The organism is Candidatus Omnitrophota bacterium (assembly GCA_028699255.1).
Lineage (GTDB): Bacteria > Omnitrophota > Gorgyraeia > 2-01-FULL-45-10 > 2-01-FULL-45-10 > FEN-1322.
The window spans coordinates 279,789-304,788 of record JAQVUX010000001.1 but is presented as its reverse complement, the minus strand read 5'-3'; the positions used below and the strand labels follow the sequence as shown (position 1 = coordinate 304,788).

Genomic DNA, 25,000 nt, shown 5'->3' with positions numbered 1-25,000 from the left:
CGGGGTAGCTTCCCGCCCGGAATATAACTGGGGGCGGGACCCCGCCTTGAGTAAGACAGATGGCGGGGCAGTCTGGCATAGCCAGTGATGAATAATTCGTAGGTGAGATTTAAGTGGCGGGGTAGCTTCCCGCCCGGAATATAACTGGGGGCGGGACCCCGCCTTGAGTAAGACAGATGGCGGGGCAGTCTGGCATAGCCAGTGATGAATAATTCGTAGGTGAGATTTAAGTGGCGGGGTAGCTCAGTCTGGCAGAGCAGTCGGCTCATACCCGGCGTGTCATAGGTTCAAATCCTATCCCCGCTACCATTGAATTTAGGACAAGTCTACCATTTCTCTTACGCAAGGCGATATATTATGCTGATAGTAAAGCTCGCCACAAAATTCTTCGAACCTTTGGCGCTTGCTTTTGAGGAGGCGACGAAGGAACCTATCAGAGTACAAGAGAAGATCCTCTTAGAATACCTGCACCGCAATAAAGACACCGAGTATGGACGGAAATACAATTTCGCGAATATAAAATCTATAAAAGACTACCAACAGTTTGTTCCGATGAGCGATTGCGATAGTGTACGCCCGTACATCGAGCGCATGAAGGATGGCGAACACAATATTCTTACCTCGGATAAACCTGTATTCTTCGGAGTTACCAGCGGCACTACAAATAAGCCCAAGCATATTCCGGTTACGGAATTTTCGCGCGCCAAGAAGGCCGAGCTGATGGATCTCTGGTCATATTATATAATGAAGTCTCACCCTAATATTCTCCAGGGTAAAGTGCTCGCAATAATAAGTCCGGATACGGAAGGCATTACGAAATCGGGACTTTATTACGGAGCTGAGAGCGGACATGCTTACAAGAATCTGCCGGCGTTCGTGCGGCGTATGTACGCTATACCGTATGATGTTTTTACTATAAAAGATTATGCCGCGAGATACTATTGCATTCTAAGGATGGGTATGGCCGCGAATATCTCTACGGTGGCCGCGCTCAATCCTACAACCATCGTTCTTTTGTGCCAGAAGATAGCCGGTTGGCAGGATATGATAATCGATGACATCGAAAAGGGTACACTCAATAAAAATTTTAATATTCCGCCGGATATCCGCGCGTCCTTGGAAAAACGCTTAAGGCCGAATCCTGCGCGCGCGAAGGAATTGAGAACGATATTGGCAGATAAGGGGGAATTATTACCGAAGGATTTTTGGCCCAATCTCGTCCTTATCGAATGCTGGAAGGGCGGAACGGTTAAATTGTATTTAAAAGAACTCCCGCAATTTTTTGGCAATGTCCCGGTCAGGGACTTCGGATGTCTTTCCACCGAGGCGCGTAGTTCTATTCCGATGACCGACGCCGGCGCAGGTTCGGTGCTTGCGTTGAAGACCAACTTCTACGAGTTTATTCCGAAGGATGAGATGGCTAATCCGAAAAAGAGATTTCTCCTGTGTGACGAGCTGGAAAAGGGAAAAGAGTATTTTCTTATCGTGACAACGCCGGGCGGGTTGTATAGATATAATATTGATGATATAATTACAGTGAACGGATTTTTTAACAAAGTGCCGATAATAGAGTTTGTGCAGAAAGGCACGAACTCGGTCTCTCTGACGGGCGAGAAGATGTATGAGTCGCAGGTTAACGCGGCGGTTCTCGGCGCGGTCGAGAAGACGGGGGTGCTGCTAAAGTTCTTCTCGGCAACCATCGAGCCGACGACTCCGGGGCGTTACATTTTCCTGGTGGAGTTCGACGGGGATTACGATGCGCGTCTTAAGAAAAACCTGCTCACGCGCATAGAAGATGGTCTGCGCGTGGAGAATAGGGAATATAACGACTTGAGGAATGAGGGCGTTCTGGTTGAGCCCGTCATGAAGATCGTCGGCGCCGGCGGTTTTGAAAAGTACCGCGCGGCCAGGATAGCGAATGGCGCGCATGACGGCCAGTTTAAGGCGCCTGAGCTTACGGGCGATATGAACTTTCAGAAAAATTTCGAGATCGCGGAAGAAGTGCGGATAGAGGGTTATGAAATCGACTCTAAACAATAAAAGAGCCTTCACTCTTACGGAATCTGTGGTAGCGGTGTTTTTGCTGACCATAGTGTGGCTTGCCGGCGTAAACGTTATCGTCGTCAGCCGTGCCTGTGGGTCATTGGCCAAACATAAGATGCAGGCTATATATGTTATTCAGCAGAAGATCGAGAGTTTAAGAAAACTCTCTTTTTCCGGCATTGCCAGCAGTACGTCCACGGTTACCCTCGATACGAGGGGCACTCCGGATACAACTTCCGGCGACCTTACGGCTACTCAGACCGTGACCGTCAGCACACCCGACTCCTATTACAAGAAGGTGCTTATCCAGCTAAGCTGGAATGAGTCTTTTTTCGGTAGAAGAAAAACTGTTTACGAGTACGGCGGTACTTATATCGCGAACGATTCGCAGGCAAATTAGGGGTAGTATGCTAACAAAACGCGCTCATACGCTGGTGGAAGTGCTGGTAGTCTCGGTAATAACGGTGATACTATTCGCTTCCGCAGTCGGCGTGTTCGTGGTAAGCAGAACCATGTATCTTACCGGGTTAACGGCTCAGGGGCTTCAGAGGGACGTCGACTGGATGATGAATAGAATTATTAAGGGGTTGGAGGAAAGCGGTACCAGGTATGGCCTGCGTTCAGCGTCTTCATTTACCATTCCCGACATTACGGAGGTAGATTTTACCGGCATGGATGGTTATACGCGTAAGTATTATATGGCGTCGAGCGGAACAATATACTACGAAGACCCTACGCAGACCCCCAACACTAGTACCGTATATAGTCCACAGAGCGGGGCTACGGTAGTACTGCGGTTTTGGGAACCTTCGGGGTATTTGGACAATGAGACAGTGGCGATATACCTGGCCGTTACTAAGACGGTATCAGGCAGAACGGCGTCGGGTTCTCTTACGACCTATGTTAACCTAAGGAACGTCTCGAAATGAGCAGTGCGCGCGGTAAAAAAGGTTTCATGCTGGTGTTTGCCATGGTGATAATCGTGCTCGTGATATTGAGCCTGGCCTCGATTTTCCTTATCTCATTCAATGACCTCGCTCGCGCAAAGAACGCCTCAAAAGCAATGCGCGCATATTATATAGCTGAAGCGGGGCTTGCCAAAAAGTTTATGGATTTACGAGGGGGGAGCACTTCCGCGGCCTCAGGTACTTTTACGCTCGGCGGTGGTTTTTCGGGAACGTATTCAGCGACTGTAACGTCGGTGTCGGGAAGTACGATTACTTATCGCATAGTTTCTACCGGTACTTATGGCGGCGTATCGCGGCAGGTTTCCATTACCGTGAAACAGGTCTCTTTTTCCAGATACGGATATTTCAGCAATAGCGAGAACGAACTCTTCTGGTTTTGGAAGACGCCGATATGGTTCACGACTGGCGACCATTTAACCGGGCCGTTATTTACGAACGACAGTCTTAACATATGCGGCAACCCGATATTCGAAGGCCCTGTTTCCAGCGTCGGGTCAGCCATAAATTATTATCATGGAGGCCCTCCGGGTGATAATCCCGAGTTCTATGATTCGCTGACATTGGGAGCAACTGCCATGCAGACGCCGTCATCATTAGGTCTTTTGAGTTCGATACAGACTGCGGCTTCTACGTCGGGTGGATTGTTGTTGACGCGGGCTACGTCTCCGCTCCATACGCAGAGCGTTACGTTCCTGTCCAACGGGACACTTAATTACGATAACGGCAGGACATCTACCAATTATGCGATTCCTACAAACGGCGCTATTTATGTATCTACCGGTACCGTAAACGTGTCCGGCGTAGTCAATGGATCCGTCACATTAGGCGCGGCCTCGGATATATACGTGACAGGCAATATTCTGTACAACACCGATCCGAGAGTCAATTCATCGTCCAGCGATCTTCTCGGGCTCGTGTCTCAAAATAACGTTTATGTGAGTTCATCGGCTCCCTATAATCTGGAGATAGACGCGTATATAGTCGCGGTTAGTGGGTCGTTCGAGGTGTACAATTATGACTCCGTCCTTAAAGGCGATTTGTACCTTTACGGCGGGGTAACGCAAACTACCAGGGGAGCGGTGGGAACCTTCAATGCGGATACGGGAGATAAGGTGACCGGTTATACCAAGGATTACGAGTACGATGCCCGTCTTTCGCTGATCGCGCCGGCGTATTTTCCGGCGGCGAAAGATTCGAACGGCAGGATCATATATGCAAAAGTATTGTGGGCGGAGGATTAAAAATGAAACTGCCTGACGGATTTAACCTGAAAAGCGCGGCTGTTATCATAACGATGGCGGTGGCGATAATACTTTTTGTCGCGGCCCTCTTTGTCAGGGAGATGCTACGTGAGAATGTTCCAGCGCCTGTTCGTCCGGCGGTAGAAGAGGTCTTGAAGGAAAGCGCCGGGACGGTTTATAGCATACCGGAAAACATTATGCCGACGCTGGATCGGATCAAGGCGAGCGTGAAAAAATCCGCCGAAGAGCGTAAGGTCTCCGCTCAGGCGGTTGCTAAGATACAGGATACCAGGATCCGCATGCGTAGCGAGATAGCAGATAAGGTCGCGGCCGCGGACGCGGCGGCTATAGCGTTGACTAAGTCGGGGCCGGTCGATACAAGTAAAATACAAACGACAGAAGAATCGAGACCATCCGCAGAAAAGATAAAGGAAGAGGTAAAAGCCAGGGGCGGCATCTCCTACTAACCGTAATTCCGAAATCCAATGAAAAATAATATCGTGGAGAAGGTTCTTAAGACCATGCGCAGTTATGATATGGTCAAATCCGGCGATACTGTCCTGGCCGCGGTATCGGGCGGCCCCGATTCTATACTACTGCTCCATCTTCTCGCGCGCCTGAAAAACAAGCTCCGGATAAAAGAGATCGTAGTCTGCAATCTCGACCATGGCATCCGCGGCAAAGAATCTTCGGATGATTCGATGTTTGTAAAAAAATATTCGGCTACCCTCGGTTTGAAGTTTATTCATAAGAAGATAAAATTGAGAAGCGCTAAGACGGGCGGGCTGTCCATGGAAGAAGCGGCTCGCGAGGCGAGGTATATTTTTTTTAATAACGCGGCCGCTTCTGTCGGCGCGGATTCTATAGCTACCGGGCATACGCTGGATGACCAGGCAGAGACGGTGCTTATGCGAATCCTGAAGGGGGCTTCACTGAAAGGCCTCGTCGGTATATCGCCCGTCAGAAGCGAGGGCTCTTTTAGAATGATACGGCCGCTGATAGAGCTCGAAAAGACCGAGATAACGGATTACCTGGATGCCGAGTCGATACCTTACAGGATCGATAGTACCAATGCCGAGCCTATATATTTCCGGAATGTAATAAGGGGTGAAATAATGCCTTTTTTAGAAAAATATAACCCCCGGCTGAAACGTTCCTTATTTAATCTCGCTGAACACCTGCGGGAGGATTTTGAATTTATATCTCAAGAGAAGGCTCGCGCCCAGAGAGACATCGTGCGCGTGAAAGGACGCGTTGTCGAGATGGCGCTGAAGGATATTATCGTCCAGCCCAGGGCGATACAGAAAGAGATATTGAGGGATTCCCTGGAAAAAGCGGGGGGTGAGGTCAAGAAATTGTCCTTCAGGCATTGGAAAGAGATCGAAGCATTGATACGTACCGGCAGAAAAGGCAATTCCGTGGACTTGCCCGGAAGTGTACGGGCCGGACGCACGGCAACGCATCTTATATTCCGCATAATATAACCTTGCCTTATAATTTTAATTTTGTTAAGATATGAACCAAAAGGAGCGGTGCTGTAATGGCTAAACGAAATAATAAAAAACAACCTTCGAAACAACAGAAGAGCGTCGGTAATTTTGTCATATGGATGTTCATGATACTCGGTGTTATATATCTTTTCGGAACCGTTAATCAGAGTATTGAAAAGCCTACGCGGGAGATAGCGTATTCCGGGTTCTTCGGGCTTCTGAAAGACAATCCCGCTTCACAACAGATAAGGTCCGCGGTAAAAATAGAGAATATAATAAAGGGGGAATTGTCGACGGGTGAGAAGTTTGTCGTAAACATCCCGGAGAACGATCCGGATCTTATGCGGCTTCTCAGGGAGAATGTCAAGACCTTCGACATAAAACCGCCGAAGACGCTTTTGGTAAATCTTTTCTATTCGCTCGGGCCGATGTTTTTGTTTATCCTGTTTCTGTGGATATTCGCGTATCGCTCTCCGGGCGGAGCAGGCGGCGGGAAGATATGGGCGTTTGGTAAATCCCGCGCCACGCTCGCCTCTGATCAGAATCTTAAAATAACCTTTGCCGACGTTGCCGGTGTGGACGAAGCCAAGGAAGAATTAAAGGAAGTTATCGAATTTTTGAAGGATCCCAGAAAATTCCAGAGGCTCGGCGGGAAAATACCGAAAGGTGTTTTGCTTATGGGCCATCCGGGCACCGGCAAGACGCTCTTAGCCAAGGCCGTAGCGGGCGAAGCGAACGTACCGTTTTTGTCAATATCGGGTTCAGACTTTGTGGAGATGTTCGTGGGCGTCGGCGCCTCGAGGGTGCGCGACCTTTTTGAGCAGGCGAAGCGCTCGGCAAAGACGAGCGGACGGGGAGCTATCATATTCATCGATGAGATCGACGCTGTCGGGCGCCAGAGATTTGCCGGCATAGGCGGCGGCCACGACGAGAGAGAGCAGACGCTGAACGCGCTTTTAGTCGAGATGGACGGTTTTAATACGCAGGAAGGCGTTATCCTCATCGCGGCTACCAACAGGCCGGATGTTTTGGATCCCGCGCTTCTTCGTCCGGGACGGTTCGATCGCCAAATCGTTATCGATATGCCGGATATCGTCGGACGCGAGGCGATCCTGAAAGTGCACGCGAAGAACGTAAAACTCGACGCGGCAACTAATCTGAAGACGATAGCGCGCCAGACACCCGGGTTCTCCGGAGCGGATCTCGCGAACCTTGTGAACGAAGCGGCGCTTCTTGCCGCCCGTCGGAACAATGAGACTGTGACCATGAGCGAACTGCAGGAAGCGATGGAGCGCGTCATGGCGGGCCCCGAGAGGAAATCGAAGATAATATCTAAACCTGAAAAGGCGATAGTGTCCTATCACGAATCCGGGCACGCTTTGCTGGCGCTCATAATCCCGGGCGCGGATCCTTTGCATAAAGTTTCGATATTGCCGCGCGGCATGGCGCTCGGCTACACGATACGGCTTCCGATCGAAGACCGCTATATCGTTTCGAAGACAGAGCTTCTCGGTAGGATCGCCGGACTTCTCGGCGGCAGGGCGAGCGAAGAGATTACATTCCACGAAGTGTCGACCGGCGCGCAGAACGATCTCGAGGTCGCTACGGCGCTGGCGCGTAAAATGGTTACGCGGTTCGGTATGAGTGAGAGACTGGGGCATCTGACATTCGGCCATAAAGAGGAACAGATATTCCTGGGTCGCGACATAATGGAAGAGCGCAATTATAGCGACCAGACCGCTCTCGTAATAGACCAGGAAATACGTAAAATAATAGATGAATGCTATGAGCGCGCGAAGAGCGAGCTTATTAAACATCAGGATAAATTAAAACTTTTAGCGGACCGGCTTTTGGAAAAAGAGATAATGGAGATTGGGGAGATAAGGGAGCTCACCGGATTCAAAGCCGATGAAAAGAAGGAAGTTTAAACCTATCTGCATCATGGGGATCCTTAATACGACCCCCGACTCATTTTCCGACGGTGGAAAGTATTTTAATAAACGCTCCGCGTTAGTCCACGCGATGAAGATGGTTCGCGACGGCGCCGATATCATAGATATAGGCGGCGAATCGACCAGGCCCGGGGCGCGCGACGTGAGCGCGGATGAGGAGCTCTCCCGGGTTATCCCGGTCATCACGGCCATATCGAAGCGTTGCGATGTTGTCATATCGGTAGATACTCGGAAGTCGGAGGTTGCCGAGGAAGCGCTTCGTTCGGGCGCGCGGATCATCAATGATATTTCCGGTTTGAAACACGACCCGGCAATGGCGGCCGTCGCGGCGCGCTATGGGGCGAGCGTTATAGTGATGCACATGAAGGGCACGCCGAAGAGTATGCAGAAAGCGCCGCGGTATCGTGACCTTATTGCCGAGATAAAGACCGGCCTGCGGGAATCACTTTGTGTCGCCCGCACTGCCGGGATAGAGACGGATAAACTGATAATCGATCCGGGTATAGGATTCGGCAAAACATTAAATCACAATCTAGAAATATTAAATAGACTGGAAGAGTTTAAAGCTTTCGGCCTGCCGTTATGCGTCGGGGTTTCAAGAAAATCGTTTATCGGAAATATACTCGGCCGGCCTGCGGCCGACCGGCTTGCGGGAACTATAGCCGCGTGCGTTGTGGCTGTAACTAAAGGCGCGGATATACTGCGAGTTCACGATGTAAGAGAAGCCGCGGATGCTTTCGAGGTCACCCGCAGGATATTGAACTTAAGGACATAAAGGATCTATGGAAACCGTCAACGTATGGAAGATAGTGCTGGAGATATTGATACTCTGGTATGTCATCTATATGATCCTCCTATTTGTTAAAGGCACCCGCTCCGAACAGCTTCTAAAAGGATTGGTAATAGTTACCCTTATCTTTATCGGCACACAGCAACTCGGCCTGAACGTTATAAACTGGGTCATCACCCGGCTTTTCCCCATATCAGTCATAGCGCTACTTTTCGTATTCCAACCGGAACTTCGACGGGGATTGGCCCAGCTCGGCCAATTTGGCAGGCATCAGGAGAATATCGAGGCGATGGATGAGGTGTCGAAGGCCGCGGCGGCGCTTGCAAGGAAAAAGATAGGCGCGCTTATCGTTATCGAGCGCGAGACGGGGCTGAAAAGCTACGTCGAGACCGGAACCGTCATCGACTCGGAGGTTACGGCATATCTTATCACATCCATATTTTTACAACAGTCGCCTTTGCACGACGGAGCGATCATATTACAGCACGGCCGTTTGACCGCGGCCGGTTGCGTTCTGCCGCTTCCGCAAGAGGAGAAAGACCTGCCGAAATATATGGGTATGCGGCACAGGGCCGCGGTAGGCATCAGCGAGGAGACTGACGCGGTTTGCGTGGTGGTGAGCGAGGAGACCGGCAATATCTCGGTCGCGAACGGCGGGAAATTGCATTACGGGCTGGATGAGGATAATCTGAACAAGATGCTCAAAGACCTGTTCTGCAAGCCTGCCAAACGGCGTGAACGTGTCCGCGTGCTTCCGTCTTTAAAAGCGAAAAAGGGATAGAGATGCTCGATTTCATACGAAAAATTTTTACCAAGCACATAGGCCTGAAATTTACAGCTCTCATACTTGCGCTGGCGCTCTGGTTTTATGTCGTCGACGAATTGAAAAAAGGTAATGATGAGGAGAGGCAGTTTTTAAACAGGATGCTACCGCAGGAGGGTATGGTTTCCAAGAAGCTGACCATAATGCCCGTTGTTATAGGGAAACCTCGAAGCGGGTTTACGATTGATGTGAAAAAAGCGGTGGTGGTGCCGGAATATTGTATAGTCGTAGGCGCAAAGGATATTATGGGAAAAGTGAAATTTATATACACGATGCCTATCGATATAAGCGGTACGCACAAATCTTTTACGAAATCGGTGCCGCTTAATCCTATAGCGCCGGGCGCGTTTATGGAAGAGACCCTCGTGCAGGTGACTATACCGGTAGAGAAGATAGCCGACCAGGTAACGGCGCCCGACCAGGCGAAGACAACCGGCCAGGGAGTGTAATCCAATATGCCGAAACTCGGTGTTAACATAGATCACGTTGCCACGCTTCGCGAAGCCCGCAAGACTTACATGCCGGACCCGATAGAGGCCGCAGTGCTTTGTGAGGCGGCCGGCTGTGACTCCATCGTCTGCCATTTGCGCGAGGACAGGCGGCATATAAACGATGCCGATGTCACGACGCTCCGCGAGAGCGTAAGGACGCGGTTCAATCTGGAGATGTCGATAGTTCCTGAGATAGTCGGTATCGCCTGCCGGGTGAAGCCGGACCAGGCGACGCTTGTTCCTGAGAGACGGCAGGAGGTCACGACCGAGGGCGGGCTCGACGTCAGGGGCAACCTCAAAAAAGTTAGTTCGGCCGTGGCGCGCCTTAAAGACGGCGGTATCGACGTCAGCCTCTTCATAGGCCCGTCGTTCGCTCAGATAGACGCGGCTGTAAAGTCAGGCGCTACCATAATCGAGCTACACACCGGTGAATACGCCAATGCCGCGACGGATACTGCCCGAAAGCGGGAGCTCGAGACGCTGAAAAAGGCTGTGCGTCACGCCGCTTCGCTTGGGCTCGAGGTCAATGCCGGACATGGGCTTAATTATGAAAATACATTTGACGTCGCGCGTATCCCTAAGATGAACGAGCTCAACATCGGCCACTCCATTATTTCGAGAGCGATATTTGTAGGTATCGAAGCGGCTGTCCGGGAAATGCTGGAGATAGTCAGATGATATTTGGAGCGGGTGTCGACATAGTGGAGATATTCAGGATGCGCGACGCCATTGCCAAATGGGGCGACAATTTTCTAAAAAAAATATTTACCGATAAAGAGATAGAATATTCGAACTCGAAACGTTTTGCCTGCCAGCACCTTGCCGCGAGATTTGCCGCGAAGGAAGCGGTTGTAAAGGCTTTCGGCGAACCGAAAAAATTCCCCATAAGATGGACGGAGATAGAGGTATTGAATGATGCTGAAGGCAAGCCTGAGATAAAGTTCCACGCCGGCGCGTTGAAATTAATGAAGAAGAAAAAGATCAGTAATGTTTTGCTCAGTATGTCACATTCCCGGAATTATGCGATCGCAAACGTGATACTTACGAATGGTGCGGAATGATATCGATAGACTCGATAAGAGACGCGTTTCCAAAGAGAAGATCCGATTCGCATAAAGGTGATTTCGGCCGCGTCCTTGTCGTGGCCGGCTCCTGCGGATACACGGGCGCGGCGTATCTGGCGGCTCAAGCGGCGGTCAGGGCGGGGAGCGGACTCGTTACTTTAGCGGTGCCTGAAAGCATACATGGCATACTGGCTTCGAAACTTACCGAGGTCATGGTGAAGCCATTCGCCGAAACGCCCGAGCGCGCTCTGGATCTCGACGCCCAGAGCGAGTTACTGTCGTTCGCGAAAAAATGCAGTGTCTTTGCCGTAGGGCCGGGCCTTTCGCAGGATAAGGCGACCGCCCAGCTCGTCAGGCGGATCGCACCGCGACTCAAAGGCCCGATAGTCCTCGACGCGGACGGCATCAGCGCGTTCTGCGGCTACACGGATGCGTTAAAGAAGGCGACCGGCTCCGGCGCTTCGATAGTGCTTACGCCTCATCCGGGAGAACTCGCGAAGCTGACGGGCAGAAGCGTTGAAGATATTCAGAAATCGAGAAAAGATATTGCGCTTAAAGTCGCCTGTGAGTATAATATCGTCCTGGTTTTAAAAGGGCACGGAACGGTTGTCGCCGATCCTTCAGGGAAGCTATATATAAATGATACCGGTAACCCCGGCATGGCTTCGGGCGGTGTCGGCGATGTGCTTACGGGCGTTATCGCCGCGTTTCTCGCGCAGGGCGCCAACACATTTGATGCGGCAGTGCTCGGCGTATATTTTCACGGCCTCGCCGGAGACATCGCGGCCAAGGAAAAGGGCATTTTAAGTCTTATCGCGACGGACATTTTAGATAAATTGCCGGAAGCGTTAAGGCAGTTAGGCTAGCATAGCTCAGCTGGTAGAGCAATGGTTTTGTAAACCATAGGTCGGGGGTTCGATCCCCTCTGCTAGCTCCATTTTATATAATCGGCATTAGGCAAAGCAGGGTATGGATAGAATAGATAGCGAAAAGGTTAAAGGATTATATTGGGGAAAAGGATATAGCGCTAAAGAGGTAGCTGAGGAGATCGCTGTTTCCATCTGGTCCTTGTATAATTTTATGAATAAAAACAACATACCTCGCCGCAATTATTCTGAAGCGAATTTTGTCGCAAATAAAAATAAGCCTCAATTCAAAATTAAAACAAATCTTACCATAGCTGAAACTAAGCTCAAGATAGCAGGGGTAATGCTTTATTGGGCGGAAGGAACGCTTAAAAGGTCCACCGTAGATTTTGCCAATAGCGATCCGCGGATGGTCAAAATATTTTTAAAATTCTTGCGCGAAATATGTGGCGTAGATGACAGGCGTCTGCGGGTTTATTTATATGCTTACGAGTATCAGGATATCGAAAAGCTGAAAAATTATTGGTGTAATGTTACCGCGATACCTAAGGAGCAATTCACAAAACCGTATATTAGAGTCGGAAGCTCAAACAATAGCGATAGAAAATTGCTTTACGGTCTTGTTCATATACGCTACAATGATATAAAATTATTAGGCATAATCAGAGACTGGATCGATGCCTATATAAACGAATGTGGTGAGGTACCAAAGCGGTCAAATGGATCAGACTGTGGTGAACGCAGCGCCTCGAAGAAATTCGGGGTGTAAAAGCGGGTGAATTCAGGGGAGCCCTTAACGCAAAAACGGTAAGGGGAATCCTGAGCCAAGCCTTGAGCTTATTTTTTTAGCTCATTGAAGGTGCAGAGACTAAGCGCCCGCCGCCTAAAGTTTATCAGAATATTGGTAAGCCATGGTGATGAGATAGTCCAAGCCCCGGGGTAACCTGGGGGCACTTGAAATCTGACGGCGCAAGCCTTCGAAGGTTCGAATCCTTCCCTCACCACCAACTTAACAGATTTATTGCATAACTTTAACGATATAAATGAGTTATGTGATATTGAGGTTTTAGACTTTAATAAGAAACTATTGGAATTAGTTCCTGTTGAGTTGACAAAATAAGGGAATGCGCTACACTTAAACAAAATTGAGACAATCCCTAGCTAGGAGGGTGTAAATCTTAGACTATAAAAAAGTAAAAACTTCGTAAGTCTATCAGTCTTGTGTAGGTTTTTTTGTTTATATAAGGTCAGTCGAAAAAATTTGATCTTTAAGAATTTTGTGTTAAAATTATAGTATCATGATAAACAAAAGGAGGATATCACTTAACATCTTGCTCTCTTTGTAAAACCACTTTGTCCATGTGGGACGGAGTGTTTTTTTTGTTTAAAACCCATACAAGGAGGGCAATGATATCATGACGTTTAAAAATAAAGTTTTAATGATTGGTTACGGATCAGTAGCCCGCTGCGCTTTACCCATTCTTCTCAAACACATCTCCATACCGTATAAAAATATTACAATATTAGATTTTGTAGATAAAAGAAAAGCGCTCTCGCCCTATATAAGACGTGGAGTGAAATTTTTCCAGGAAAAGATCACTCCTCTCAATCTTTCGCAAATCTTGTCGGAGCACGTTTCTCCCGGCGGTATAATAATAGACCTTTCATGGAATATAGACTGTATTGAAATGCTAAGCTGGTGCCACGAGAATAAAGTTTTATACATCAATACGTCTGTAGAGCAGTGGGATCCTTATGCGGATATACACAATAAAACCCCTTTTCAGAAATCCCTCTACTATCGTCAGAAAGAGATACAGAAGATTACATCACGATGGAAAGACCCAAAGACAACAGCGATCCTAGACCACGGAGCCAATCCGGGGCTCATATCTCATTTTACAAAGAAGGGTCTAGCCGATATCGCCCAGAAATTAATAAGCGAGGACAATCTTTCGCCCAAGATAAAACACAAAATCAAAGAATGCCTTAAGGCAAAGATATTTTCTCATTTAGCGAAGGAACTGGGTGTCAAGGTCATCCATATAAGCGAACACGATACTCAGATTACAAATAGACCCAAAAGGTATAATGAATTCGTGGGTACGTGGAGCATCGAGGGATTGAGGGAGGAAGGCATCGCCCCCGCGGAAATGGGATGGGGTACCCACGAGACCGACATACCGTTATTCTCAACGTTCCCGCCTGCAAATGGTAAAAATCAAATATTCCTGTCCCAGATGGGGATGAATACATGGGTACGGTCGTGGGTTCCCAATGAGGAGATCATCGGTATGGTCATAAGGCATGCAGAGGCGATAAGCATCTCCGATCATCTTACCGTCAGAGAGAATGGGAAAATAGTTTATTGCCCTACGGTGCATTACGCGTATATGCCTTGCAATGAAACGATAACGTCTCTTTATGAGCTAAGGAGCAGGAATTACGATCTCCAGAAAAACCTAAGGATCATGAACGACGAGATCGTCGGAGGCGATGATATACTTGGAGCGCTTATCATGGGGCATAGGTATAACTCCTGGTGGACTGGAAGTATACTCAGTATAGAAGAATCGCGCAGGCTCGTTCCCCATCAGAACGCTACGACGATACAGGTAGCTATCGGCGCAGTTTCGGCTGTTATGTGGATGCTGGAAAATCCGCAAAAAGGGGTATGTATGCCGGATGATCTTCCGTATGAGTATATTCTTAATATCGCGCGCCCATATTTGGGAAAATTAGCGTCAACTCCTTCAGACTGGACGCCGCTTAAGAATTACCAGATCTTCTTTAAGGAAAATCCCAACCTATGCCTTGACAGGAAAAATATATGGTCGTTTAAGAATTTCTTGTTTTGCGATTAGTGGGTCTACGGATGTATAATATATAACGGTCAGGAAAAGAGTCGGATACTATGCAGATCGAATATATATTATTATGGGTTGCGGTATTGATATTCGTGAGCGTTGTCTCGAGCAAGCTCTCGGATAGATTTGCTATACCTGCCTTGCTGCTATTCTTGGCGGTCGGTATGCTTGCCGGATCGGAAGGTATCGGTGGTATTTATTTCGATAACGCGCAATTAGCGAAATCCATAGGCGTTATAGCCCTAATGTTCATTATCTTTTCCGGCGGGTTGGACACAAGCTGGAAGGAAACTAAGCCTGTTGTCTTGCCGGGAGTTATTCTATCCACAGTTGGAGTATTGTTGACCGCTATCATAACGGGGTTTTTTGCTGTATATATTCTGAAGTTTTCTTTTCTTGAAGGAATGCTTCTAGGTTCTATAGTTTCCTCAACAGATGCCGCCGCTGTGTTCAGTATACTGAGATCCAAACGTATAAGTCTAAGAAGCCCCCTTAAGCCTCTACTCGAATTTGAATCCGGCAGTAATGACCCGATGGCTGTTTTCTTGACCATAGGATTTATAGGCATTATTGCGGCAAATGGGTCAAATATCGCTCTCCTCATCCCAAAATTTGCCCTCGATATGGGCGTAGGCGCCCTTATAGGGTATCTATCGGCAAGATTTATCATATTTTTTATCAACCGTTTGAAATTGGAATACGAAGGGCTCTATTTAGCGCTGATGATCTCTCTTGTTATTTTAACGTATGTGATTGCCGTTTTTTTGAAGGGCAACGGTTTCCTCGCGGTATATATAGCGGGTCTAATGTTGGGTCATGCGGAATTTCCCAATAAAAAGATGATTATGAAATTTCACGACGGCTTGGCCTGGCTCATGCAAATCACTATGTTTGTTACACTGGGACTGCTCGTTTTCCCTTCACATATAGTCCCATTGATAGGGGCGGGACTATTACTTACATTTCTCTTGATGGTAGTAGCCCGTCCGGTCAGCGTAATGCTGTGTCTATTGCCATTTAAGATGAGTATGCGCAAAAAAATTATGATCGGATGGGTCGGCTTAAGAGGATCGGTCCCGATTATCCTCGCGACGTTCCCTTTTATGGCGGGTATTCCGCGGGCGGATGTTTATTTTAATATAGTATTCTTTGTCGTTATCGCGTCAGTATTTATTCAAGGAACATCCATTCCGTTTATTTCTAAATTATTGAAACTGGATGTGCCGGTGGCCTATAGGAGGAATTATCCTATAGAATTTGAAAAAACAGAAGGCATCGATGCGGAATTAACGGAAGCTATTGTGCCGTATAATTCGCAGGCGGAAGGCAAGAGAATCAGCGATTTAAATGTCCCAGAGAAATGTCTTATTATGCTTATTTCTAGAAATGACAAATTTATAATACCGTCTGGATCCGTGGCCATAGAAGGCGGCGATGTTATGCTGGTACTTGCGAATGCTGCAGATTTTTCGGATTTTCAAAAAACACTGGCGCAGCTTAAAAAGAATGATGGTGAATAGGGTGAAGTAAGTAGCTGACGTTTTAAACGTCAGCTACTTTGTGGATAACTTTTATGAAAACGAAGCGCAAAATCGATTATGATATGCCAATCGGTAAGCTAGTAAGAATACCCGACTTTCTGCCCCTGCCGGAGCAGCTTGAAATAGAGGAGGAGTCGAGTGACCCGTGGCTGCTCAAGACCATAGCAGAAGGCAGGCGTGCTATTCGCAAAGGCGCGAGGGATATCGTTATTAAGTTCCGTCAAAAAGCATAAAAAAAATCGTTCCGGTTCCGCATAATCATTCTCCTTCCGTTTTTATAATTTTCCTTGTATAATATGTCAATGGATTATTCAAAGGTATTTCACCTTGTTGCTGAGGCGTCAAGAAAAACGGCTGTACCATGTATACTTATAGGTGGTTTTGCGGTAAATTTCTATAAGGTTACGCGCGGTACTCGTGATGTTGATTTTTTGATGACGAAAGATGATTTTAAAAAAATCGAAAAGATACTAAGCGAAGCCGGATACGCCGAAAATTTCGCTACGAATGTGGCCGTGCGCATGTCGAGCGCAAAAGATACAGTGGATATAGACTTTATGATTGTAGATGAGGCTACGCGAGATAAGATATTGCGGGAAGGCCAGAAAACAACTATTGCGGGCATGGAGCTAGTTGTTCCATCCCTTAATCATTTAATTGCGCTCAAGCTTCACGCTATAAAGCACGGGGCAAAGAACAGGTTATTGAAAGATTTGCCCGACATAATAGAGCTTATAAAGATGAACAATATTGATTTTGAAGGCGAAGAATTTAAAGGTATCTGTCTGAAATTCGGAACAAAAGAAATTTACAATGACATTCTAGGAGTATTTAAGAAATGAGAAAAGACGAACTAAGGCTGCCGGTCGGAAAATTTCCTGAGAAGAACGGTTGGCTTCCCATGGCCGAGTATGTCGAGTTCGTTAATTTTTGTGCAAATAATTTTCCAGTAAGCAAAGTCTCGGCGAAGGAAGAGGTGGCAATGCATGTTAATGTGCCTTTTTCATTGAAATAACAGTATCTTTTCAGTTCGAGGCGAACCCTCACCACCAACCGAACATGCAAGCAAGTAGTGCACCCTTAAGTGTGCACTACTTTGTGGATAACTGCGGCGTTCCTTTTTCAATAAAGTAATTCCTGAAAAGAGAACTAAGGCGATAAGCGAAGCATAACCGGTGTTTTTGAAAAAGACCTGATGAATATTATCCCCATTCACGATTCACACGACCCACGACTGGCACCCTACAAATCCCTCAAAGGCAAGCATCTCGAGCGCGACGGTATTTTTATTGCCGAAGGCGAGAAGGTTATCGAGAGCATGGTCGCAAGTGCCTGCCGGATAGCGTCGTGCATTACCGCCACCGGCGCCATCGCAAAGTACGGGCATCTGATCGCGAAGATGGCGAAGAAGGGCGTCACCACTTACGTCGCGCCGGATGAGGTGATAGAAGGCGTTATAGGCTTCCGGTTCCACAAGGGAATAATGGCGGTCGGGTATTGCCCTGAAAAGTTTACACTCTCTACCGTGTTAAAAAAAGCCAAGCGCCCGCTATTTCTGGTTGCGCTCAACGCTGTCAATGACCCGCAAAATGTCGGGCTGATAGTGCGTAACGCGGCCGCTTTCGGCGTCCGGGCGATTATTGTCGATAGCGAAACGTATGATCCGTATTATCGGAAAGCGGTCAGGGTATCTATGGGCACAGTCTTCGGGCTACCGGTTTGTTACGAACGCGACCTTGCCTCAAGTCTCAGCCGGTTAAAAGCGGAGCACGGCACGCGCATAATTGCCGCCACTCCCCGCAGAGGCGCTAAGGATATCGATAGCGTTAAATTCACGGACAATGTTTGTTTTGTTTTTGGTAACGAGGATAATGGCGTGTCGCGTAAAGTGTTGGATATCGCGGACGTCAAAGTCCGCATACCGATAGCGAAAAGCGTCGACTCTTTGAATGTCGCGAGCGCAAGTGCCGTATGCCTGTATGAGGCATCGCGCCGTTTTGACGGCGATTGACGGCGATTTTTTGTCTTTACAAGCAGAAAAGTGATGCTATAATAATATCAGGTTTTAATAGCATGGGCGATGGAGTTCGCCTTTAACCGCCTTAACACGGCCGATGACTCCTACTAAAAATAGGAGAATTGTCTATGTTAAGGTTTTTTGTTATAGGTTTAGGCGGCGCAGTAGGAACGATGTCCAGATATTTTCTATCTGGCGTTGAACATAGATTTTCAAATCACCTCTTTCCGGTCAATACTTTAATCGTAAATCTTTTGGGATCTCTGGTTATAGGTTTTTTGTGGGGGTTATTCGAGCGCTTTGCCGTACCATCCCAGGTAAGGGTTTTTGTGTTCGTGGGTATTTTGGGTGGCTTCACAACATTCTCTACCTTTAGCCTGGAAAACTTCCATTTATTCAAGGACGGGCAAATCAAAGTTGCCATAATGAATATCATCGCTACCAATACATTAGGTGTGGTGCTGGTATTTGTCGGATTTGTTATTTCGAAACAACTGATGGTTTTATTCGCTAAATAGAATTGCCTCCGCCATATTCAACTTCCGTTTTAACTGTCTTCTAATGTATAATATTTACATGAACAACCCGGAGTTTTCATGGCTATGACCGATAAAGAACGCTACATGATAACGGCCGCGCGCATCAGCCTTTGGTTCAATGTCGTGCTTTTTGTCTTCAAGCTCGCGGCACTTATAATAGTTCATTCGCTGGCTATCGCTACGGACTTCGCGATAACGGTGGTTGGCCTTACGGTGTCGATAATCCTCTATAAATCTCTGAAGCTTTCCATGAGGCCCGCGGACCTATTCCATAATTATGGATACGGCAAGGTCGAGCATGTGTGCGAGGCCATGGAGGGCATAGTTCTGATGGGCATCGCCGCCATCATGTCATTCCAGGCATTCGCGACATTCTTTCATCCCAGCTACGTCACCTTTCCATGGATAGGTTTTGCCTCAAGCGCGCTCAGCCTGACGCTGAATTTCATCGGATCGTTCTTTATATTTCGATTGGCGCGCAAAAGCTCATCCCCGGCGGTCAAGGCGGAGGGTGTTCATTATATGCTGGAAGGTTTTATCTCGACGGCCATCGCATGCGCTTTCATAATTACAATAATGCTGAAACATGGGCCGTATGTTTATATCGAGCCATACATCGATCCGGCCGTAACCATACTGGTGAGCCTTGTTATTTCGTTGCCTTCGTTGAAACTTACGCGGCAGGCTTTCGTTAATCTGCTCGATGCGTCTATTGAAGAGCCGAGCAAGATGGAGACGGTAGTGCGGCTCGCCCGGCACGCCGATCGTTATTGCAATTTCAAAGACCTGAAGACACGTACCGCCGGCCATACCAAGTTTATCGAGGTAAAAGTTATCATGCCGAGGGATATGTCATTCGCGAAATCTCATGAGATTGTGTCGGAGATCGAGAAGGACATCGCAATAGGGGTTCCCGACAGCGAGGTTACGCTTATCATGGTTCCGTGCGCGAAGGATTGCGGATTGATAGAGGAGGGCAAGCCCTGCCCGTACCTTTAAGATCATAGGAGTAAAATAATGCGAAAAATTATCGAATGCCTGCTGATATTGGTTCTGTGCGCTGTCCTGTCGCCGATCGCGGACGCGAAGGTGATAGATGAGCGTATTTATATACTTCCGCTCGGGGATGTGCCTGCGGAAGCGGTGCGGGTAGTAAAAGATAAACTTCCGGGGCTTCTGCCCATTACCGCTAAGGCGGAGATACTGCCGAAGGAAGAGTTACCGGAAGCGGCTTACGACCCATCGCGCAAACAATATTCCGCGGAAGCGATATTGGCATATGCGTCGGGGAAGATCGTCCTGGATAAGAGCGTGGAATGCGCTCTGGTGATAGTCGATGCCGACATCTATTCGCAGGAGGCGGATTTTGTCTTCGGGGCGTCGGCGCCGTCAAAGGCGATAGCCGTCGTATCGATCGCGCGGCTCCGTAACGAGTTCTATTCGCTGAAACCGGATAACGCGCTATTTCTGGAAAGAGTTGCGAAGGAAGCCCTGCATCAGCTCGGATGCGTGATGAGGCTTAAATATTGCCCTGATCGCAGGTGCGTAATGAGTTTGTCGAATGACATTAAGGCGCTCGATAAGGCGAGGTGCATATACTGCCCCGAGTGCAAGAGTACCTTATACAGTAACTGCACAGCCCCGATATTCAAAGGAAAACTGCCTGTACTGAAGTAGGGATTTTTTATCTGAGACGCCAGGACCTGAAAACTTTCTTCGAAAAGTTTTCAGAGTATGGAGCGGGAGATGGGAATCCCCTTCGCTCGGCCATAGGCCTCGCTTCGGGCCAGCCGAATTTCCTGTCGCGCATAGCGCTTTTCCTCGCTAATCGCTCGGCGGAAAATTCGGCTTCGATTCCCTGACTTGTTGAAGTTAGATGGAGCGGGAGATGGGAATCGAACCCACGTAGGTAGCTTGGAAGGCTACTGCACTACCATTGTGCTACTCCCGCGAGAAATAAAATCGTTGATATAGTAACATTTTTTTTAAAATAGGTCAAGGTATGCGACGCTTTCCGATTTTACCAGGGGCGTCGCTTGCTTTATGTACCTTTTGTGTTATAATTATATCCATATGAGCGAAAAACCAGTTTGTAAAATATTGACTGTCGACGACCAGATGGGGATCGATTCGTTTTTTTACGAATTTTTCACCGTTAGGAATTATGAGGTCTTCAATGCCCAGAGCGGCGAGGAAGCGATCAAAATAGTAAAAAAACATAAGCCGCGCATAGTTCTCCTCGACATAAATATGTCCGGGATGGACGGTATAGAGACATTGAAGCGCATAAAAGCGATAGATAAAGATATCGTTGTTATTATGGTTACCGGCGTTAAGGATGACGATACGATAAATAAGGCCCTCGACGCCGGCGCGAACGATTATATAACGAAACCGCTTAGCCTGGAATATCTGGAAAAAGTGGTGTTGTTGAAATTTATCAATTTGCAGATAAATGACCTGGGGAATATTAATTCCGCAATTTAAACGGGGGAGATCATGTTAAATACCGGCATAGAAGCTATCAATGAAAAGGTAAAAAAGGAGAGTGTTTTTGTAAAATCGCTGGTGGATGAGATGGAGAAGGTCATAGTGGGGCAGAAGTATCTTATCGAGCGTCTTCTGGTTGGGCTTCTGGCGAACGGACACATACTTATCGAGGGCGTGCCGGGCCTTGCCAAAACGCTGTCGGTCCGCGTCCTCGCACAGTGCATAAAGACGAAGTTCCAGCGCCTGCAGTTTACCCCCGATCTGCTTCCCGCCGACCTTGTAGGAACGCTTATATATAATCCCAAGGACGGTAATTTTACGACGAAGAAAGGCCCGATATTTTCCAATATAATTTTAGCCGATGAAATAAACCGCTCTCCCGCGAAAGTGCAGAGCGCGCTTTTAGAAGCGATGCAGGAGCGTCAGGTAACGATAGGCGAGGAGACATTCAAACTGGACGATCCATTCTTAGTTCTCGCGACACAGAATCCTATTGAGCACGAAGGCACGTATCCGCTCCCGGAGGCGCAGGTCGACCGTTTTATGCTTAAGCTCAAGATAGGTTATCCCTCGAAGGAGGACGAGCTTAAAATAATGAAGCGGATGGCCGTAACCGATAAGAAGATACGCGTTTCGAGCGTCGTCGGCCCGGATGATATCGTAAGGGCGCGTAAAGTCGTCGACGAGGTCTATCTGGACGAGCGCATCGAAAAGTATATCGTCGATATTGTATTCGCCACACGGGAGCCAAAAGCGTACCGGCTCGACGAGCTTACCCCGCTTATCCAGTATGGCGCATCACCCCGGGCGAGCATCTATCTGTCTGTGGCATCAAAAGCGTATGCTTTTTTGCAGGGCCGCGGCTATGTAGTTCCGCAGGATGTGAAGACGATCGGTATGGATGTTCTCCGGCACCGCGTAATAGTAACTTATGAAGCGGAAGCCGAGGATAAAACGTCGGAAGATGTGATCAAGAGGGTGTTCGAAGAAGTCAAAGTCCCGTAATTTATGCTTCCCAAAGAGATATTACGCAAGATACGGCGTATCGAGATAACGACCTCGAAGCTTGTCACCGACATGCTTTCCGGCCAGTACGAATCTGTGTTCAAAGGCCGCGGCATAGAGTTTGACGAGGTCAGAGAATACCAGCCGGGCGACGAGATACGAGCCATTGACTGGAATGTCACTGCCCGTATGGGCCATCCGTTCATAAAGAAGTATGTCGAGGAACGTCAGATGACGGTGATGATACTCCTCGACGCGTCAGCCTCGTCGTATTTCGGTACGGCTAAGCGGTTAAAAAGCGAGCTCGCCGCGGAAGTTTCCGCGGTGCTGGCATTTTCGGCCATACAAAATAAAGACAGGGTCGGGCTTATAATATTTACCGACCGCATCGAGAAGTTCGTCCCTCCCAGAAAAGGCTTGTCGCATGTCCTGCGCGTTATCAGAGAAGCTCTTTATTTCAAACCAAAAGGAAGAGGCACCGACATAGCCGGAGCTCTGCGCTATCTCGACGGCATCACCAGCCGGCGGGTTGTAGCTTTCGTCATATCCGATTTCTTTGCCAAAGATTACAGGAAGGCTCTCTCGATAGCTAACAAGAAGCATGACGTGGTAGCGATAACGATAACCGATCCGCGCGAACTCGACCTGCCCAATGTCGGCCTGCTGGAGCTTCAGGATGCTGAGTCGGGCTCGACTTTTCTGGTCGATTCCTCGAATGACGCCGTGCGCAGGAAATATTCGGCGAAATCCCGCGCGATGATCGAAGCCAGGGGCAAGATCTTCAGCGCCGTCAGCATGGATCATATCGACATAAGAACCGATAAGCCATACATCGAAGAGTTCATCAAATTTTTCAAGAAACGCAAGAAGAGGGTATGAGATGTCTGTAAGAACTAAAGTATTTTTTATATACGTGCTGGTTATACTTATTTTCTCTCCCGCCGTATTCGCGGAAGACTCCGCAATTCCCGACGGCATATCTATAGACGAATCCGTAGACCGTGCCGTAGTCATGATAGGCGATCGGGTAAAGTTTACGATCGAGATAGAATACCGCCGCGGAATCGAGATAAGTTTTCCGGAGCTAAATGATGAAAAGGTCGGGGGCTTCGAGATAAAAGATTCCGGCCATGAAGTCAAAAAAGCGCCGCTTAGCGACGCGTTCATGATGAAACGGTGGTATTATCTTGCCTCCTTCTCGGTGGGAAAACGCCAGATTCCGCAGATAGAATTTAAGTATAAAAATACCAAGAGCGGCTCCGGAGAATGGAAGAGCGCTCATACGCGCGCCCTGAATATTACGGTTAAAAGTTCACTACCGGAAGGAAAACTGCCGGCGGATATAAAAGATGTGAAAAGGCCGCTTTCTTATTTTGAGATCAACTGGTTTATCGTCGGCGGACTGATTTTTATCATCATGGCTTTCGCCGGCGCGATTTTTTACAAACTCAGACCGAAACCGGCGCCGGCCAGACTGCCGCACGAATTGGCTCTCGAAGAGCTTGAGGCGATACGGCGGAGCTTTCTTAAGAGTTCGGACGTGAAAGAATACTACGCCGGGATATCCGATTGCATCAGGCGTTACATAGAGCGCTCCTTTAACTTAAGGGCGCCGGAGATGACTACGGAAGAGTTCCTGGTGTCTCTCGGCGGATCGCGCGCGCTATCGCCAGATCAGAAGGAACTGCTCAAAGGGTTTCTGAACGCCTGCGATCTGGTAAAGTTCGCGAAGTACGCGCCGCAGAAAGGTGAGATGGAATCTGTGTATCAGGCCGCGAAAAAGTTTATAGAAGAAACCAGGAGGGCGGCGGATGTTCATATTTAGGTACCCATCCGTACTATTCCTTATAATCCTGGTTCCCGTGCTCCTTGTATTTTTATTGCGAAGAAGGGGTGAGCCCGCATTCTCGTTCCCGGCGCGCGAACTGGTTGAGGGAATAAAACCGACATTGCGCGCGCGCATGAGCAAGTCTCCCGCATTCCTGCGCGCGGCGGCGCTTTTCTTTATCATCCTGGCGTTTGCCAGGCCGCAGTCGGTTCTCGAAGGCACGAAGACGGTGTCCGAGGGCGTGGACATTGTACTTGCGCTGGACACGTCGACGAGTATGCTGGCCGAGGATTTTACGCTTAAAGGCCGGCGCGTAAACCGGTTCGATGTGGTCAGGGACGTCGTCAAGGAATTCATACAGAAGCGCAAGGATGACCGTATCGGCATGGTGGCGTTCGCGGCGCGCGCGTACACGGTATGTCCGCTCACTACGGATTATGGTTGGCTCAACGAAAATCTCGACCGGGTCACAGTCGGCATGATCGAGGATGGTACTGCCGTTGGCTCCGCCCTGGCGAGCTCATGTAACCGCCTGCGTACATCCAAAACGAAGTCGAAAATAATAATACTTCTTACGGATGGCGTCAATAACGCAGGAACTATCTCGCCCGTGATGGCCGCGGAGGCGGCCAAGGCGCTCGGCATAAAGGTTTATACGATCTGTGTCGGCAGAAAAGGTTTGTCGCCGTATCCGTTCCACGATGCTTACGGCAGGAAGGTCTATCAGAATATACCGATCGAGATCGACGAGGAAGTCTTAAAACGCATCGCGGGCATCACCGGCGGCAAATACTATCTTGCCAGCGACGCGGAGACCCTTAGGAAGATATATGACGATATAAATAAACTTGAGAAATCCGTCATAGAACATTTTGGTTATAAGGAATATAGCGAGCTCTTTTATATCTTCCTGATACCTGCGGTTATTTTGCTTCTTCTGGAAGTATTGTTGGCGAACACGATATTTATGAGGGTGCCATAACCT

General features: G+C 48.4%; 28 protein-coding genes, 3 tRNA genes and 1 riboswitch. Of the genes, 30 read left to right on the top strand and 1 reads right to left on the bottom strand.

Annotated elements, in window-relative coordinates; genetic code table 11:
- Positions 1 to 232: 232 nt before the first annotated feature.
- From PHS46_01690 to PHS46_01570, 25 genes are all read left to right on the top strand, one after another.
- Positions 233 to 309, top strand: a tRNA-Met gene (locus PHS46_01690).
- A 48-nt stretch (positions 310 to 357) separates the two neighbouring features.
- Positions 358 to 2,040, top strand: a complete 1,683-nt coding sequence (locus PHS46_01685; GenBank protein MDD3905224.1) for a GH3 auxin-responsive promoter family protein — start codon at positions 358 to 360, stop codon at positions 2,038 to 2,040.
- A complete protein-coding gene (locus tag PHS46_01680) occupies positions 2,018 to 2,443 on the top strand; it encodes a hypothetical protein (protein ID MDD3905223.1) in 426 nt (141 codons plus the stop codon). Before PHS46_01685 ends, PHS46_01680 begins: the two co-directional genes overlap by 23 nt.
- Positions 2,444 to 2,450: 7 nt before the next feature.
- The gene (locus tag PHS46_01675) at positions 2,451 to 2,972 is read left to right on the top strand and encodes a hypothetical protein (protein MDD3905222.1); all 522 of its coding nucleotides are present in this window, start codon (positions 2,451 to 2,453) and stop codon (positions 2,970 to 2,972) included.
- Positions 2,969 to 4,252 (top strand): hypothetical protein, encoded by a 1,284-nt coding sequence (locus PHS46_01670; GenBank protein MDD3905221.1) that lies wholly within the window; start codon positions 2,969 to 2,971, stop codon positions 4,250 to 4,252. The genes PHS46_01675 and PHS46_01670 overlap by 4 nt, the downstream gene beginning before the upstream one ends.
- 2 nt (positions 4,253 to 4,254) lie before the next feature.
- Positions 4,255 to 4,719, top strand: coding sequence for a hypothetical protein (locus PHS46_01665; GenBank protein MDD3905220.1), 465 nt, complete (start codon positions 4,255 to 4,257; stop codon positions 4,717 to 4,719).
- 18 nt (positions 4,720 to 4,737) lie between these two features.
- Entirely contained in the window at positions 4,738 to 5,736 is a 999-nt protein-coding gene (gene tilS / locus PHS46_01660) for a tRNA lysidine(34) synthetase TilS (GenBank protein ID MDD3905219.1), read from the top strand.
- A 56-nt stretch (positions 5,737 to 5,792) separates the two neighbouring features.
- Positions 5,793 to 7,670, top strand: coding sequence for an ATP-dependent zinc metalloprotease FtsH (gene ftsH, locus PHS46_01655; GenBank protein MDD3905218.1), 1,878 nt, complete (start codon positions 5,793 to 5,795; stop codon positions 7,668 to 7,670).
- Positions 7,651 to 8,469, top strand: coding sequence for a dihydropteroate synthase (gene folP, locus PHS46_01650; protein MDD3905217.1), 819 nt, complete (start codon positions 7,651 to 7,653; stop codon positions 8,467 to 8,469). The genes ftsH and folP overlap by 20 nt, the downstream gene beginning before the upstream one ends.
- Positions 8,470 to 8,476: 7 nt before the next feature.
- Positions 8,477 to 9,265, top strand: a complete 789-nt coding sequence (gene cdaA, locus PHS46_01645) for a diadenylate cyclase CdaA (protein MDD3905216.1) — start codon at positions 8,477 to 8,479, stop codon at positions 9,263 to 9,265.
- A 2-nt stretch (positions 9,266 to 9,267) separates the two neighbouring features.
- Positions 9,268 to 9,756, top strand: a complete 489-nt coding sequence (locus PHS46_01640) for a hypothetical protein (GenBank protein MDD3905215.1) — start codon at positions 9,268 to 9,270, stop codon at positions 9,754 to 9,756.
- 6 nt (positions 9,757 to 9,762) lie between these two features.
- Positions 9,763 to 10,476 (top strand): pyridoxine 5'-phosphate synthase, encoded by a 714-nt coding sequence (locus tag PHS46_01635; protein ID MDD3905214.1) that lies wholly within the window; start codon positions 9,763 to 9,765, stop codon positions 10,474 to 10,476.
- Positions 10,473 to 10,859, top strand: coding sequence for a holo-ACP synthase (gene acpS / locus PHS46_01630; protein ID MDD3905213.1), 387 nt, complete (start codon positions 10,473 to 10,475; stop codon positions 10,857 to 10,859). The genes PHS46_01635 and acpS overlap by 4 nt, the downstream gene beginning before the upstream one ends.
- Positions 10,856 to 11,728: an NAD(P)H-hydrate dehydratase gene (locus PHS46_01625; protein ID MDD3905212.1), complete on the top strand. Its 873-nt coding sequence runs from the start codon at positions 10,856 to 10,858 to the stop codon at positions 11,726 to 11,728. Before acpS ends, PHS46_01625 begins: the two co-directional genes overlap by 4 nt.
- Positions 11,724 to 11,799 (top strand) — tRNA-Thr (locus tag PHS46_01620). Before PHS46_01625 ends, PHS46_01620 begins: the two co-directional genes overlap by 5 nt.
- A gap of 32 nt (positions 11,800 to 11,831) precedes the next feature.
- Positions 11,832 to 12,497, top strand: a complete 666-nt coding sequence (locus PHS46_01615) for a hypothetical protein (protein ID MDD3905211.1) — start codon at positions 11,832 to 11,834, stop codon at positions 12,495 to 12,497.
- A gap of 646 nt (positions 12,498 to 13,143) precedes the next feature.
- Entirely contained in the window at positions 13,144 to 14,592 is a 1,449-nt protein-coding gene (locus PHS46_01610; GenBank protein MDD3905210.1) for a saccharopine dehydrogenase C-terminal domain-containing protein, read from the top strand.
- Positions 14,593 to 14,642: 50 nt separating this feature from the next.
- Positions 14,643 to 16,115 (top strand): potassium/proton antiporter, encoded by a 1,473-nt coding sequence (locus PHS46_01605; protein MDD3905209.1) that lies wholly within the window; start codon positions 14,643 to 14,645, stop codon positions 16,113 to 16,115.
- Positions 16,116 to 16,168: 53 nt separating this feature from the next.
- Positions 16,169 to 16,369 (top strand): hypothetical protein, encoded by a 201-nt coding sequence (locus PHS46_01600; protein ID MDD3905208.1) that lies wholly within the window; start codon positions 16,169 to 16,171, stop codon positions 16,367 to 16,369.
- Positions 16,370 to 16,438: 69 nt separating this feature from the next.
- The gene (locus PHS46_01595; protein ID MDD3905207.1) at positions 16,439 to 16,978 is read left to right on the top strand and encodes a nucleotidyl transferase AbiEii/AbiGii toxin family protein; all 540 of its coding nucleotides are present in this window, start codon (positions 16,439 to 16,441) and stop codon (positions 16,976 to 16,978) included.
- Complete coding sequence (locus tag PHS46_01590) at positions 16,975 to 17,151, top strand: hypothetical protein (GenBank protein ID MDD3905206.1); 177 nt, start codon at positions 16,975 to 16,977, stop codon at positions 17,149 to 17,151. Before PHS46_01595 ends, PHS46_01590 begins: the two co-directional genes overlap by 4 nt.
- Before the next feature lie 180 nt (positions 17,152 to 17,331).
- Positions 17,332 to 18,147 (top strand): RNA methyltransferase, encoded by an 816-nt coding sequence (locus PHS46_01585; GenBank protein MDD3905205.1) that lies wholly within the window; start codon positions 17,332 to 17,334, stop codon positions 18,145 to 18,147.
- Between the two features lie 56 nt (positions 18,148 to 18,203).
- Positions 18,204 to 18,267: riboswitch (Fluoride riboswitch) on the top strand.
- Positions 18,268 to 18,281: 14 nt separating this feature from the next.
- Entirely contained in the window at positions 18,282 to 18,671 is a 390-nt protein-coding gene (gene crcB / locus PHS46_01580; GenBank protein ID MDD3905204.1) for a fluoride efflux transporter CrcB, read from the top strand.
- Between the two features lie 84 nt (positions 18,672 to 18,755).
- On the top strand, positions 18,756 to 19,691 hold the full coding sequence (locus PHS46_01575; protein ID MDD3905203.1) for a cation diffusion facilitator family transporter: 936 nt from the start codon (positions 18,756 to 18,758) through the stop codon (positions 19,689 to 19,691).
- 18 nt (positions 19,692 to 19,709) lie between these two features.
- The gene (locus tag PHS46_01570; GenBank protein ID MDD3905202.1) at positions 19,710 to 20,369 is read left to right on the top strand and encodes an archaemetzincin; all 660 of its coding nucleotides are present in this window, start codon (positions 19,710 to 19,712) and stop codon (positions 20,367 to 20,369) included.
- A gap of 200 nt (positions 20,370 to 20,569) precedes the next feature.
- Here the strand turns inward: PHS46_01570 and PHS46_01565 are convergent.
- Positions 20,570 to 20,643, bottom strand: a tRNA-Gly gene (locus PHS46_01565).
- A 122-nt stretch (positions 20,644 to 20,765) separates the two neighbouring features.
- Between PHS46_01565 and PHS46_01560 the strand changes: the two genes are divergently transcribed.
- Genes PHS46_01560 through PHS46_01540 form a run of 5 tightly spaced genes read left to right on the top strand, consistent with a single transcriptional unit; the run spans position 20,766 to position 24,997 of the window.
- Positions 20,766 to 21,179: a response regulator gene (locus PHS46_01560; protein MDD3905201.1), complete on the top strand. Its 414-nt coding sequence runs from the start codon at positions 20,766 to 20,768 to the stop codon at positions 21,177 to 21,179.
- Positions 21,180 to 21,191: 12 nt separating this feature from the next.
- Positions 21,192 to 22,187, top strand: a complete 996-nt coding sequence (locus tag PHS46_01555) for an AAA family ATPase (GenBank protein MDD3905200.1) — start codon at positions 21,192 to 21,194, stop codon at positions 22,185 to 22,187.
- A 3-nt stretch (positions 22,188 to 22,190) separates the two neighbouring features.
- Positions 22,191 to 23,066, top strand: a complete 876-nt coding sequence (locus PHS46_01550) for a DUF58 domain-containing protein (protein ID MDD3905199.1) — start codon at positions 22,191 to 22,193, stop codon at positions 23,064 to 23,066.
- Between the two features lies 1 nt (position 23,067).
- Complete coding sequence (locus PHS46_01545; GenBank protein MDD3905198.1) at positions 23,068 to 24,012, top strand: hypothetical protein; 945 nt, start codon at positions 23,068 to 23,070, stop codon at positions 24,010 to 24,012.
- Entirely contained in the window at positions 23,999 to 24,997 is a 999-nt protein-coding gene (locus PHS46_01540) for a VWA domain-containing protein (protein ID MDD3905197.1), read from the top strand. The genes PHS46_01545 and PHS46_01540 overlap by 14 nt, the downstream gene beginning before the upstream one ends.
- Positions 24,998 to 25,000: the final 3 nt, after the last annotated feature.